Origin of the sequence: Bradyrhizobium sp. 4, from assembly GCF_023100905.1 — a bacterium.
Taxonomy (GTDB): Bacteria; Pseudomonadota; Alphaproteobacteria; order Rhizobiales; family Xanthobacteraceae; genus Bradyrhizobium.
Map to the genome: position 1 here is coordinate 6,432,504 of NZ_CP064686.1, position 13,135 is coordinate 6,445,638.

Below are 13,135 nucleotides of genomic sequence, written 5' to 3' on the forward strand. Positions count from 1 at the left end.
CTATGACCGCCTCCCCACACAAAATCGCCCTCGTCACCGGAGCCGCGCGCGGCATCGGGCTTGCGACCGCGAAGAAGTTTTTGACCGAGGGCTGGCGGGTGGCGTTGCTCGACATCGAGGGCGAACTGCTCGGCCGCGCGGTCGCCGAGATCGGCCGGGACGAGGCCACGCTGGCGTTGACCTGCGACGTCTCGGACGCAGCCGCGGTTGCCGCCGCAATGACGACGGTCGAACAGCGGTTTGGACGGCTCGACGCGCTCGTCAACAATGCCGGCATTGCCGTGTTCGCGCCGCTGATGGAGACGTCGGAGACCGATTGGCGGCGCGTGCTCGAAGTCAACCTCACCGGCCCGTTCCTCTGCACCAAGGCGGCGGTGCCGCTGATGCGCGACGGCAATGGCGGCGCCATCGTCAACATCACCTCGATCTCGGCGGTGCGCGCCTCGACGCTGCGCTCGGCCTACGGCACCAGCAAGGCGGGCCTCGCGCACCTTACCAAGCAGCTCGCGGTCGAGCTCGCGTCCCTCAACATCCGCGTCAACGCGGTCGCGCCGGGACCGGTCGACACCGCGATGGCGAAGCAGGTGCACACCAGGGAGATCCGCGCCGACTATCACGACGCCATCCCGCTCAACCGCTACGGCCTGGAAGAGGAACTCGCCGAAGCCATCTACTTCCTGTGCTCGGAACGATCGAGCTACATCACCGGCCAAATTTTGGCCGTCGATGGCGGCTTCGATGCGGCGGGCATCGGCCTGCCGACGCTGCGCGGCGAACGGCGGAACGGATAGACACGGCGTAGGTTGGCCTTAGCGAAGCGTCACCCACCTCTTCTCGTGACCTTTCCTACGGACTCGAATTCGCGGAGGCTTCATGCGACGCGTCACCTTCCTCAGGGCCTTGATGTTCGCATCCGCGCTGCTCGCCGCCACGCCTGCCGTGGCCGAAATCCGCATCATCCAATCGCCCGGTGGACAGGTCGGGCCGTTCCTCGATTTGTTCGAGAAGGTGCGCGAGAGCGGCGAGCGCGTAGTGATCGACGGTCCCTGCCTGTCCGCCTGCACGCTGGTCCTGAGCATCGTGCCGGGCGATCGGATTTGTGTGACGAAGCGTGCCGTGCTCGGCTTCCATGCGGCGCGATCGGTCGATCGGCGCGGACGCTTCTACGCCGAGCCGGAAGCATCCGATGCGGTGCTTGCGGCCTATCCTGGCCCGGTGCGCGACTGGATCAGCCGTCGCGGCGGCCTCTCGTCGCGGTTGCTTCTGCTGAAGGGACGCGACCTCGCCGCGATCTATCCGCGCTGCCGGTGACGATCAGGCGGACGCAGGCGCCCGCCAATTCCGCCCGTCACAAGCTTCCTGAGGTCTAATAGAAACTCTGGATCAGCTCGGTCAATTCCATGCTCGCGCAGATGAGCATACCCCAAAGTGCAAAGTTGATCTGCAGCGCCGCCGCCATCGGTCGCTCCCCTTCCAAGTACGCCCGCCCCAGTTTTTAGAATTTTATGACGAAATAAATAACGATTCTGTCCCGGAGTTCACAGCCTAATATTGCGCCAGTTGTTGTGCGATGCGGTCCGCATCATTTCACGAAGCGGCCTCACTGCTCTCGCAATGTGATGCGATAGCAGCATCCATATTCGGCCGTGTCGGCCAGGCGTTTCCCTTAGGTTCCATTTGAGCGGTGCGACGCAAGCTTCGGCAAGCGAACTTGGCGCGTCGCTACAACACCCAAGGTGTCCGGCATGATGCGACACGGCTTTGTCTTGCTCACTTTTTGCGCAACGCTCATGGGATGCGTGGTTGCGCCTGCGCAGGAACGCCGTCCGATCGCATGGGACGGCCTCGGTCAGGATCCGAACCGTCCCTCCGTCGTGAAGCGTCGTGCGGCGACCCAAGCTCCTGCGGCGAGTGATCCGAATCAGGAGCGGGAGAGAATACTCGGCACCTTGCACCCGTACTCCGCTGCGTGGTGGGCAATCCATGACGAAATCGAAGCGGAGAATGACAGGCAGCTCGGGACAAAGCTCGTGATCTGTCCGCGCTGCGTTCCCTCCTCCCAACCACCGAGCAATGACGTGACCGGATCGCTCCGCTGAGAGGACACGCGGTCGATCGGCACATGACGCAACATCTCATGCGCGCCCCTCTCCGCATCGTCGGGGAGAGGGGATCGCCGCCCAGCGCGTCAAACGATCGCGCCTGTCACATTCCCTCGGCCGGGCAGTTCACCATCCAGGGAATGCCGAACTTGTCGACGCACATGCCAAAGCCCTTGGCCCAGAAGGTTTTGCTGAAGGGCATCGTAACGCTGCCGCCGTCGGCGAGCGCGTTGAACTTGCGCTCGCCCTCCGCGGGGTCCGCGACCGTGAGCGAGATCGAAAAGCCCTGCGGCTTGTGAAAATGCTCGCTGGGTGCGTCGGAGGCCATCAGCACGCTGCCGTCGGGCAGCGACATCCGCGCATGCATGATCGTCTTCTCGCGGCCGGGCCCGGCCGCCATGTCCGGCGGCGCGTCCGACGAACGCATCATAGCGTCGATCTTGCCGCCGAGCACCTTGGCGTAATAATTGAATGCCGCTTCGCAGGTGTCCTGATAGAATAGATAAGGATTGAGCATCGTTTCTCTCCGTTTTGCTTTCGTTCGGGGTGACGGCGCTACTTCTCGGTGAGCTTCTTCAGGCTGGCCAAGCCCGCCTCGAAATCCTTGCCGATCATGTTGTCCATGTTGATGAACACCTGCATGACCTTGGACAGGAACGGGGCCGGACCGGACATCGCCCACGTGACCAGTGTGGCATTGCCTTGCGGCACAAAGGTGAACTCGGCGGTGTTGTGGCCTTCGAAAGGCCGCTCGAAGTCGAGCTTGATGCGGAGTTTTGACGGCGCACTCGCCTCGAGGATCTCCATATGGCCGGCGCCCACATTGTTGTTGCCGTCCCAGGCATAGGTCGCGCCCCTTCCTTCCGTGGTTCCGCCGAAGCTGCGCTTCATGGCGGGATCGCGGTTCTCGTAGGGTGACCAGGCCGTCCAGCGATGGAAATCGGCGACCAAGGGATAGACCGCATTGGCCGGCGCTTTGACGGCGAGGCTGCGTTCGACCCGGAATGTGTCGGGCTTCGTCAGGGCGAAGCCGAGCACGCCCACGATTCCGACAGCGAGCACGACGGCGATGATGGCAACGGCTTTCAGCATGAATGGCTCCCTCGATACGGTCCTAGGACGAAGGGAGAGGGCCGGGTCCGACAAGGCGAAGCGAAAATTTTGCAACGCCCGAAGCAGGCGCTCCCTACTTCACCTTGGCGTCTTTGACCTTGGCGTCTTGCCTGGCGCCGCCGTTGGCGCCCTTGGGCTGGCTGTCCCGGATCAGGCGATCGAGATGCATGCGGATGTGGGCGGCTTCTGCGGAAGTATTGGCTAGGGCGATCGCGCGGTCGAAGGCGATGCGGGCTTCGTCATTGCGGCCGAGCTGCATCAGGAAAGCGCCGCGCACGCCGTAGAAATGGAAGTAGTTGGCAAGCTTTGGCGCCAGCGGCTCGATCAGGTCGAGCGCGGCTTGCGGTCCGCGCACCTTGGACACCGCGACCGCGCGGTTGAGCGTCACCACTGGCGAGGGCTGCACCACCTCCAGCGCACCATAGAGCAGGTCGATCTGCGCCCAGTCGGTCTCCTCGGGCGTCGCCGCGCGGGCATGCAGCGCGGCAATCGCGGCCTGGATCTGGTAGGGCCCGCTGCGGCGATGGCGTATCGCCTTGTCGATCAGGGCGAGGCCTTCCGCGATCATGGTGCCGTTCCACAGCGAACGATCCTGGTCGTCCAGCAGGATCAGCGAGCCATCCGCGGCAAAGCGCGAGGCACTGCGCGCATGCTGCAACAAGATGAGCGCCGTGAGCCCCATGATCTCCGGCTCGCTCTGGAACAGCCGCAAAAGCAGCCGCGCCAGCCGGATTGCTTCCTCGCACAGCGGCTTTCTGATTGCGGCGGTGTCGCCGCTCGCCGAATAGCCCTCGTTGAAGATCAAATAGATCATTGCGGCGACAACGGCGAGCCGCTCTGAGCGCTCGACCGCGCCCGGCGTTTCGAACGGTGTCCCGGCCTCGGCGACCTTGGCTTTGGCGCGCGTGATGCGCTGCTCCATCGCAGCATCCGACACCAGGAAAGCGCGCGCGATCTGCTTCACCGTCAGGCCGCAGACGATGCGGAGCGCCAGCGCGATCTGCTGCGTCGCCGGCAGGCCTGGATGGCAGCAGATGAACATCAGCCGCAAAATGTCGTCGCGGTAGTGCGAGCCGTCGAGCCGCTCGGCAAGCGCGCCCTCGGCGTCGTCGAGATCGGAGATCGCCTGGTCGTCCTCGGGCAGCGGCTGCTGCTTGCGGGTGCGGCGCACCTCGTCGATGGCAACGTTGCGACCGACCATGATCAGCCAGGCCGCGGGATCGCGCGGCGGTCCGTTCTGCGGCCAGGTCTTCAGCGCGCGCAGGCAGGCGTTCTGGAAGGCCTCCTCGGCGGTGTCGAGATCGCGGAAATAGCGCAGCAGCGCGCCGACCGCCTGGGGGCGCGCCGAGGTCAGCGCGGTCTCGATCCAGGCGGTATCGGCCTCGCTCACGTCAGATTCCCTCCGGGCCTGAACACGCCCACCGGGCGCACTTCATAGGCGCCGCCGGGATTGGCCGATCCGAGGTCGCGCGCAACGTCGAGCGCCTCGTCGAGGTTCTTGCAATCGACGATATAGAAGCCGAGCAACTGCTCCTTGGTCTCCGCGTAAGGGCCGTCGAGCACCAGCGGCGGGTCCTCCTTGCGCAGCGTCGCTGCCGCAGTGGTCGGCAGCAGCCGCGCCACGGGGCCGAGCCTGCCCTGCTTCGCGAGACCTTCCTGCACCACGGCGAGCTTCTTCATCACGGCCTCGTCCTGGTCCTTGCTCCAGGAGCCAACGAAGTCCTCGTCGTGATAGCAAAGGATCGCATAAAGCATGGGCAGTACCTTCTCTGAGCGCTTGTTTTGAAGACGATCCAGTATGCCTTGCCCCGACATGGCTGCGGAAAAAAATTGCAAGAAAAATCCGGCAGATCGTGCCAAGGAGAGCCTTCAAAAGCGGAACCTCAAGAGGCACTTCGAATGACCGTGGGCACACTGGCCGTCCTGATCAACAGCACGCAGCAGAACTGGCTGCCGGAGCGCTGGAAGGCCCGGTTCGACGCGGTCAGCGGCGGCCGCCGCGTGGCGCTGCTGCCCGATCCCAGGCTCGATCCGGCCGAGGTGCACTATGCCGCGGTGTGGAAACCGGTGCCGGGCGACCTCGGCTCTTTCCCCAATCTGCGTGCGATCTTCAATCTGGGCGCCGGCGTCGATGCGCTGATGGCGGACAAGAGCCTTCCGAACGTGCCGCTGGTGCGTGTCGCCGTGCCCGATCTGACCGGCCGCATGACCGAATACGTCGTGCAGCACGTGCTGATGCACCATCGCCAGGAGCTTTATCTGCGCCAGTCGCAGCGCGAAAAGCGCTGGGAGCCGACCTATCAATGGCCGGCGAGCGCCGTCACGGTCGGTATCATGGGACTGGGCACGCTCGGCACTGACGCGGCCGATGTGCTGCGGCGGCTTGGTTTCCGCGTCGCCGGCTGGAGCCGCAGCCCGCGCACGATCGCGGGTGTCGAATGCTTCCACGGCGCGGCGCAGATCGACGCGTTCCTGCGCACGACCGATATTCTCGTCAGCCTGTTGCCGCTGACGCCCGATACACACGGCATCCTCAACCGCGACGTCTTCACCAAGCTCAACCGCAAAAGCCCACTCGGTGCGCCCGTGCTGATCAACGCCGGCCGCGGCGGCCTGCAGAACGAAGCCGACATCCTTTCTTGCCTCGACGACGGCACGCTGGGCGCCGCCTCGCTCGACGTCTTCGTGCAGGAACCGCAGCCGGCGGATAGCCGGTTCTGGACCCATCCCAAGGTGTTGCTAACGCCACACAACGCCGCCGATACCGACGCCGATGCGATCTCGACCTATGTCGCCCAGCAAATCGCGCAGTTCGAGGCGGGTGGTGTGCTGGAGAACGTGGTGGACCGGACGCGGGGGTACTGAGACCTCACGTGCCACCCGGGCCCGTAAAATCACTGATCGCCGGCCGGTATCCCGTTCACCCTCTCTTAGCGAGAAGTTGATAGGCGTTGTTAATCAACGCTCAACGAACGAGTCGGACATGCGCTTCACGCTCGGCCTCAGGATGCGGATCACGGTTGCGCTGGCGGTGACGGCGGCGGCGACCGCCCTGTTCGCCGTGCTCGGGGCGATGTGGATCATTTCCGGCATCATCGACCGGGCCGACCAGCGCGAGCTTCGCAGTCATTACGACGCGCTCCAGTCGCGAATTGCCGAGGAATCCCAGCGTGCCGCCGCCATGAGCGCCGTCGTGGCCGCGATGCCCGCGACGCAGGACGCGATGGCCAAACAGGATCGCAACGCTTTAATCGGCCTGTTCGGGCCGGTGTTTGCCGCGACCAAATCGGAGTACGGCGTCGAACAGTTCCAATTCCACGTGGCGCCCGCGACCTCGTTCTTGCGCGTGCACCAGCCTGCCAAATTTGGCGACGACCTCTCGGGCTTTCGCAAAACCGTGATCATCGCCAACCAGGAGCACAAGGTCGTGGTCGGGCTCGAGGGCGGCCTGGCCGGGCTCGGCATCCGCGGCGTGGTGCCGATCGCGCAAGGCGGCAAGCATCTCGGCTCAGTGGAGTTTGGCCTGACCTTCGGCCAGTCCTTCCTCGACGATTTCAAGACCAACCGCCATGTCGACATCGCCTTCCATCTCGCGGACGGCGGCGGCTTCAAGCTGTTCGGCGGCACACTGAAGGGCAAGAGCTTCTTCGATGCGGCCGATTACGGCCGCGCCGCCGGCGGCGACTTCACGGTACGGCAGGCCAAGCTCGACACCACGCCGGTGGCCGCGCTGCTCGGGCCGATCAGGGATTTTTCCGGCAAGCCGCTCGGCGCGGTCGAACTGGTGATGGACAATGCCGACTATGTGGCCTCTGCCGACCGTGCCTGGCTGCTGGCATTCGGCATCGCCGCGCTCGGGCTCGTGCTCGCCGCCATTGTCGGCTATCTCATCGCCCGCAGCATCTCGCGTCCGATCATCTCCATCACGAGCGTGATGCGCGAGCTGGCCGACGGACACCTCGATGTCACCGTCCCCGCCAGCAAGGCGAATGACGAGGTCGGCGCGATGGTCAAGGCTGTCGCAGTGTTCCGCGACAACGCCCTCAACTTCAACCGGCTCCAGGCCGAACAGGCCGACACCAAGGCGCAATCCGAAGCGGAGAAACGGCGCGCCTTCGCCGCGCTCGCCGACAATTTCGAAGCCAGCATCCGCGATGTCGTCACCACGGTCTCCTCGGCCGCGGTCGAGATGGAGAACACGGCGCGCTCGATGTCCGATATCGTCGAGCGATCACGGCAGCAGACCGGCACGGTGTCATCGGCCTCGGCGCTCGCCTCCGAGAATGTGCAGACGGTTGCTGCGGCCGCGGAAGAGTTATCGTCGTCGATGACCGAGATCAGCCGGCGCCTTGCGCACGCGACGGCGGTGGTCGGCAAAGCTGCCAGCGACGGGCGACGGTCGAATGCGCGCGTGCAGAGTCTGGCCGACGCCGCGCAGAAAATCGGCGACGTCGTCTCCTTCATCAGCGGCATTGCCGAGCAAACCAATCTGCTGGCCCTCAACGCGACGATCGAGGCGGCCCGCGCGGGGGAAGCCGGCCGCGGCTTTGCGGTGGTCGCCTCCGAGGTGAAGGCGCTGGCAACCCAGACCGCCAAGGCGACCGAGGAGATCGGCGCGCAGGTGACGGCAGTACAGGGCGAGACCACCGGCGCAGTGGACGGCATCCAGTCGATCTGCGCGACGATCCAGGAGGTCGACGAGATCTCCGCCGCGATTGCCGCCGCCGTCGGCCAGCAGGGCACCGCGACGCAGGAGATTGCGCAGAACGTCCAGCAGGCAGCCGCCCGCACCGGCGAGGTCTCGCAAAACATCGCGGGCGTCACCGCCGGCATCGCCGCGACGGGAACAGCGGCCGAGGAAGTCCTGGGCTCGGCGATCGAGCTGTCGAAACAATCGCAGCGGCTGCGCGACGAGGTGGATCGCTTCCTCGCGCATATTCGCGCGGCGTAGCGGGCTACAACTCAGTGTCGTCCTGGCGAAGGCCAGGACCCACCCCAGGGAGGAGCTGCGGCGCGACGGCGGCAACTCCGAACCTTCGCCAAACCAAATTCGGTGGCTATGGGTCCTGGCTTTCGCCAGAACGGCGTTTGGGAGATACTCGCGCCACGCCACCGCCTAGCTCTTTCCTCCCACCATCACGTCGATCGCCCCTTTCACGATCGCCTCAAGCTCCTTCCGCGACACACGCGCGCGGGAGCGGATGGCGATTGAGTGCACGGTTGCGGATGCGAGCTGCGCCAGCACAGCGGGATCGGCGCTGTCGGGCAACTCGCCTTTCTCCTTGGCGCGGCGGAAGCAACTCGCAAATGCCTTGTCGAGCTCGTTGAGGCCATCGAGCACCATGGCCCGGATGTCGGGATCGCCGACCGCTTCGGAGGCCGCTGTGACCACGGTGAAGCAGCCGCGCGGGCCGGTCTCGCCGGAGAGATAGATGTTCAGCGCGGAGGCGAAGATGCGTTCCAGCCGCCGGCGCACCGGCATCTCCTGGCGAAAGATCTCCACCATCGCTGCGCGCGCTTCCTCGCGGTAGCGCTGGTAGCTCTTGATGTAGAGCTCGCGCTTGTCGCCGAAGGCGCCATAGAGGCTGGGGCGATTCATGCCGGTGGCTTCGCTGAGATCGTCGAGCGAGGTCGCCGCGAAGCCCTGCGTGCGGAACAGGTCGAGCGCCTTGCCCAGCGCGACGTCGGGTTCATAGGCGCGCGGACGGCCGCGGCGCTTGGGCTCCGTGGCAGCAGTTGGCGGCTTCGATTTTTGTACCATTTCGCAATTTAATCCTTGACCGCCTCCATAATATGCAAGACAGTACAAAAATCAATCTGGCCGGGTTGAGCGACACTCCAAAGTCACATCGAGGAATTGCCCAAGGAGACTCAAGATGGATCTTTATTTCTCGCCGCTCGCCTGTTCGATGGCCAGCCGCGTCGCGCTGTACGAAGCCGGCGCCGAAGCCAATTATCTCGAAGTCGATCCGCCGAGCAAGACAGTGCTGAGCGACGGCACTGATTTTCGAACCGTGAATCCGATCGGCCTGGTGCCGACACTGCGCACCGATGAAGGCGTGGTGCTGACCGAGAACGCCGCGATCCTGCAATATATCGCCGACCGCTTCCCGCAATCGGGCCTCGGCGCCGCAGCGGGCATCGATCGCACGCGGCTGCATCAGTGGCTCTGCTTCATCGGCACCGAACTGCACAAGGGCCTGTTCATCCCGGTGCTCGACCGCAAGGCGCCGCAGGAGACGAAAGCCTACGCACTGGAGAAGAACCTGTCGCGGCTGGACTATCTCGACAATTACCTGAAGGGGCGCGACTTCCTGCTCGACCATTTCAGCGTCGCCGACGCCTATCTCGTCACGGTCATCAACTGGACCATGGCGACGCCGCCGATCGAGCTCGCCAAATGGCCGAACGTGAAGGCCTATTACGAACGCCTGCGTCAACGGCCGTCGGTCGCACGCGCGATCGCGGAAGAGTTCGAGCTGTACAAGGCCGAGCAGGCGCGGAAGAAGGCCGCGGCGTAAGCGACATTCGAAACGACGTCGTTCCGGCCAATGCGGCCGGGACGACGGGTAAAAGCGCGACTGGCGTCCGGAACAATCTATTTCGGCGTCTGCAGTACGCCCCCGTAGCGGCCGTATATCCGATCGATCGTGCCGTCGCTTCGCAGCCGTTCAAGCGCTCCATCGATGATGTCGCGCAATGCATCATCCGGGCGGACCATGCCGACCGCGACGTTCCAGTTGAGATCGGCTATGGACTCGTCGCGATCCAGGATGCGAAATGCCTTGTCCGGATGCGTCAGATTGAAATAACTCGCCGCGGTGGGGGTGACCGCCGCGGCATCGATCTCATGGTTTGACAAGGCATCGAGGCTGTCGCTCTCGAAGCCGAAAGTCGACGTCGGGACGTGCCGTTGGCTGATGATCATCGCAGCGACGGATCCGACCTGCACCCCGACCTTGGTATGCTCGTTGAGGCTCTGGAACGAGGCCAGCGCGCTGGATGAAGGGACGGCGAGCGCGACGCCCGTGCGGTAATACGGTTTTGAGAGTCTCAAGCGGGTTTCACCCTGCGCTTCGCGGTTGGCGATGACGTCCAGAACGATGTCGCATCCGGCGCTCCGCATCTGGTACTGGGTGATGATCCAGTCGAGACGCAGCGAGACGCCGAGCTCGTGTGCCAGCGCCTCGCCCAATTCGATCTGAAAGCCGGGTGGATCGGCCGCCTTGCTTGCGAACGGAAGCGAGTTCGGATGGGCGCATAATCCGAGCACACCGGACGCGCGGATCGCGTCCAGGGTCCGCCCCTGCGCAGGATTCAGCAATCCGATCGCGGCGCCGACCACAAGCAGGAGAACTGCCTTCATTCCGCGTTCTCGTATCGACATCGGCTGGTCATTCAGCCCTCGCGCGGCTTCAGGGCGCGGATATATTTGACGATCTGGTCGATCTGCGCGTCGGTGAAGGCCCCACCGAATGCCGGCATCGCACCAGACTTGCCGTTCTTGATGCGGCTGTGCAGATAGTCGTCGTCGCGCGGCGAATTCATCAGTTGCGGTCCCTTGCCGGCGGCCCGACCGCCAGCAGAGTGACAAAAGCCGCAAGTCCCTGCGAATAACTGCTCGACGTCGAGCGTCCCGTTGTCGGGTACGGGAGTGGCAGACTGCGCCTGAACCGGTGCGGCATACAGCGACGAGGCGCCCAGCACCGCCGATAGCAGCGCGGTGATCTTCTTGAAATGCAAGTTCAAGGTATCCAGCTCCATATCCTGAAGCGCCACGTCCCGAAGCACGAGTCCTGAAGCACGAGTCCTGAAGCACACCGGGAAATTCCAATGCACGGGAAGCAAGCTTGCGCTTGCTCCCCGGCAATCTGCGATGATCTATTTCAAGCTGAAGACGACAAGCGCCCCGTCATCACGCGGCATGCTCTTGTAGGCGCCGCCGAAGTTTGGCGCGTATTCGTCCGCCAGCATGCCGCCAAAGCCAGCGACTACGGCAATGTATTGCTTGCCATTGACGGAATAGCTGACGATGCCGCCCTGGTGGCCGGTGCCGTTGTTGTGACTCCACAGCTCAGCCCCGGTTTCGGCATCGTAGGCATGAAGGATGCCGCGGGAGTCGGGCACGAATACGAGATTGCCCGCAGTTGACAGCACGCTTCCGAGCGGCGGCTCGGGATAGCGAACCTCCCACTTCTTAGCACCGGTGATGGGGTCGCGCGCATCGAGATGTCCATAAATCTCTCCGCCCGGAGGGGGTACCATCTTGAAATCGGCGCCAATGTTGAGCTGGACCTGGGGCGCTGTAACCGGCGTCGTCTTCTGGACGTCGAGCGTCATGCACCATTCCTGGCCGATCTTGTAGTACAGGCCGGTCTTCGGGTTGTAGGAGCCGGCGTTCCAGCTGACGCCGCCGCCAATGAATGGGCACAGCGGCGGTTCGGTGACCTTCCCGGCGCTGAAGTCGCGACGGCCGATCAAGGCACCCGTCTTGGGATCGATATCCTTGACGAAATTGATGTTCTCAACGAGCCGCCAGACGTTCTTCACGGCGAGATTGCGGTCATAGACGAAGACGAAACCGCCCTTGTTCGGGTGAACCACGAACTTCTGACCGTCGCGTTCGAGCATCACAAACTCGCCGACCGCGCTGTCGAAGTCCCAGGCGTCGTGCGGCAATTCCTGATGATGGAATTTCAGCCTGCCGGTATCGACGTCGAGACCGATCACCGAACTCGTGTAGAGATTGTCGCCGGGACGCGCGCCTTGCGTCTTGTAATCGGCGCCCGACCAATCGTAGAGCGGCGCCGGGTTTGCGGTGCCCCACAGGATTGTGTTGGTCTCGGAATCGTAAGTGCCCGGCATCCAGCCGCCACCCCCGCCGGTGCGCCAGGAATCGTTTCCCCACGTCTTCATGGCCTCGTCGGTGCCGGCGACGGTCAAGAACTCCCACTTCTTCTTCCCGGTGGTGGCATCCAGGCCGAAGATCGGGCCGCGGCCCGGCCATTCACCGCCTTGCGCTCCGATGATCACCGTACTCTTCGCGTAAAGCGGTGCACCGGTGAAACCGACCGTGAGCTTCTGCGAGTCGATCAACCTGGTTTCCCAGAGGACCTTCCCCGACTTCATATCCAGGCCAAGAACCCTGCCATCCATGGTGCCGACGAAAACCTTGCCCTCGCCGAGCGCTACGCCGCGATTGTAGGGGGAATGGGTCTGACGGGAGATCAGGGCCTCGTCCAGCTCCGGAAAATGAGACCAGATCACCTCGCCTGTCGCGCCGTTGAGCGCAAAAACCCGGCTGTAAGAACCCGAGTAATAGAGCACGCCATCCGCCGCGAGGGGCATCGATTGCAGGCCGCGGGTCGAGCGTCCTGGAATATGGGTCCAGGCAACGTTCAGATTGCCGACGTTGTTTGCGTTGATCTGCGCCAGCGGGCTGTAGTGATAGGATTTGTATGAACCGTGATAGGTCAGCCAATCGTTCTGACCGCCGTTCTCGATCCGCGCAGTATCCACGGACTGGGCCAAGGCCGACGACACCATCAGCGTCGCGCCGGCAATAAGAGGTAGACCAGACTTACACCAACGCTTCCTCATCCGTTCCTCCCGCTTTTATGGCTGTTGAACTTGCGTCTCACAGACGCCACCGCGAGGGATGCTGCAGTCCGCTCTCTGTCGGCCTTCTCCATCGCATACGAGCCGCCGACGGCTCTCGATCTCTCTCGGCGGACATCGCCAAAAGGTGCTACGTCTCTGGACTGGTTGCAGTTGCGCTTATCCTCGCTCCAGCAGCGTACGCCGGATGACGAGGAGCGCAAAGATGGAACACGCGCACGACGCGAATTTGACGCGCGGCGCGGATTACAAACGTCAGTTGCGCTGACCGGTTCGTTTGGCCTCGCAGTCTCAGACTGCTG

At 63.8% G+C, this 13,135-nt stretch carries 14 protein-coding genes; 6 read left to right on the forward strand and 8 right to left on the reverse strand.

What is annotated here, in order from left to right:
* Positions 1-2 precede the first annotated feature (2 nt).
* The 3 genes from IVB45_RS30725 (at position 3) to IVB45_RS30735 (ending at position 2,099) form a co-directional block, all read left to right on the forward strand.
* Positions 3-791 (forward strand): SDR family oxidoreductase, encoded by a 789-nt coding sequence (locus IVB45_RS30725; protein ID WP_247358252.1) that lies wholly within the window; start codon positions 3-5, stop codon positions 789-791.
* An 82-nt stretch (positions 792-873) separates the two neighbouring features.
* Positions 874-1,311, forward strand: coding sequence for a hypothetical protein (locus IVB45_RS30730; RefSeq protein ID WP_247358251.1), 438 nt, complete (start codon positions 874-876; stop codon positions 1,309-1,311).
* Positions 1,312-1,745: 434 nt separating this feature from the next.
* The gene (locus tag IVB45_RS30735; RefSeq protein WP_247358250.1) at positions 1,746-2,099 is read left to right on the forward strand and encodes a hypothetical protein; all 354 of its coding nucleotides are present in this window, start codon (positions 1,746-1,748) and stop codon (positions 2,097-2,099) included.
* A 106-nt stretch (positions 2,100-2,205) separates the two neighbouring features.
* Here the strand turns inward: IVB45_RS30735 and IVB45_RS30740 are convergent, their stop codons facing one another.
* The 4 genes from IVB45_RS30740 to IVB45_RS30755 form a co-directional block, all read right to left on the reverse strand.
* Positions 2,206-2,619: a VOC family protein gene (locus IVB45_RS30740; protein ID WP_247358249.1), complete on the reverse strand. Its 414-nt coding sequence runs from the start codon at positions 2,617-2,619 to the stop codon at positions 2,206-2,208.
* A 38-nt stretch (positions 2,620-2,657) separates the two neighbouring features.
* The gene (locus tag IVB45_RS30745) at positions 2,658-3,194 is read right to left on the reverse strand and encodes an SRPBCC family protein (protein WP_247358248.1); all 537 of its coding nucleotides are present in this window, start codon (positions 3,192-3,194) and stop codon (positions 2,658-2,660) included.
* Positions 3,195-3,288: 94 nt separating this feature from the next.
* The gene (locus tag IVB45_RS30750; protein WP_247358247.1) at positions 3,289-4,605 is read right to left on the reverse strand and encodes an RNA polymerase sigma factor; all 1,317 of its coding nucleotides are present in this window, start codon (positions 4,603-4,605) and stop codon (positions 3,289-3,291) included.
* Positions 4,602-4,970, reverse strand: a complete 369-nt coding sequence (locus IVB45_RS30755) for a YciI family protein (protein WP_027570323.1) — start codon at positions 4,968-4,970, stop codon at positions 4,602-4,604. Before IVB45_RS30755 ends, IVB45_RS30750 begins: the two co-directional genes overlap by 4 nt.
* 144 nt (positions 4,971-5,114) lie before the next feature.
* Here IVB45_RS30755 and IVB45_RS30760 point away from each other — a divergent pair, with 144 nt between their 5' ends.
* Entirely contained in the window at positions 5,115-6,080 is a 966-nt protein-coding gene (locus tag IVB45_RS30760; RefSeq protein ID WP_247288291.1) for a glyoxylate/hydroxypyruvate reductase A, read from the forward strand.
* A gap of 118 nt (positions 6,081-6,198) precedes the next feature.
* A complete protein-coding gene (locus IVB45_RS30765) occupies positions 6,199-8,166 on the forward strand; it encodes a methyl-accepting chemotaxis protein (RefSeq protein ID WP_247287574.1) in 1,968 nt (655 codons plus the stop codon).
* A 165-nt stretch (positions 8,167-8,331) separates the two neighbouring features.
* Here IVB45_RS30765 and IVB45_RS30770 read toward each other — a convergent pair whose 3' ends face one another.
* A complete protein-coding gene (locus IVB45_RS30770) occupies positions 8,332-8,976 on the reverse strand; it encodes a TetR/AcrR family transcriptional regulator (RefSeq protein WP_247287573.1) in 645 nt (214 codons plus the stop codon).
* A gap of 115 nt (positions 8,977-9,091) precedes the next feature.
* Here IVB45_RS30770 and IVB45_RS30775 point away from each other — a divergent pair, with 115 nt between their 5' ends.
* Positions 9,092-9,736, forward strand: a complete 645-nt coding sequence (locus tag IVB45_RS30775; RefSeq protein ID WP_247287571.1) for a glutathione binding-like protein — start codon at positions 9,092-9,094, stop codon at positions 9,734-9,736.
* Positions 9,737-9,813: 77 nt separating this feature from the next.
* Here IVB45_RS30775 and IVB45_RS30780 read toward each other — a convergent pair whose 3' ends face one another.
* The 3 genes from IVB45_RS30780 to IVB45_RS30790 all read right to left on the reverse strand — a co-directional run bounded on the left by IVB45_RS30780 (position 9,814) and on the right by IVB45_RS30790 (position 12,815).
* Positions 9,814-10,581: a transporter substrate-binding domain-containing protein gene (locus IVB45_RS30780; RefSeq protein ID WP_247358246.1), complete on the reverse strand. Its 768-nt coding sequence runs from the start codon at positions 10,579-10,581 to the stop codon at positions 9,814-9,816.
* A gap of 32 nt (positions 10,582-10,613) precedes the next feature.
* Positions 10,614-10,979, reverse strand: a complete 366-nt coding sequence (locus tag IVB45_RS30785) for a cytochrome c (protein ID WP_247358245.1) — start codon at positions 10,977-10,979, stop codon at positions 10,614-10,616.
* Positions 10,980-11,096: 117 nt separating this feature from the next.
* Positions 11,097-12,815: a PQQ-binding-like beta-propeller repeat protein gene (locus tag IVB45_RS30790; protein ID WP_247358244.1), complete on the reverse strand. Its 1,719-nt coding sequence runs from the start codon at positions 12,813-12,815 to the stop codon at positions 11,097-11,099.
* Positions 12,816-13,135 lie beyond the last annotated feature (320 nt).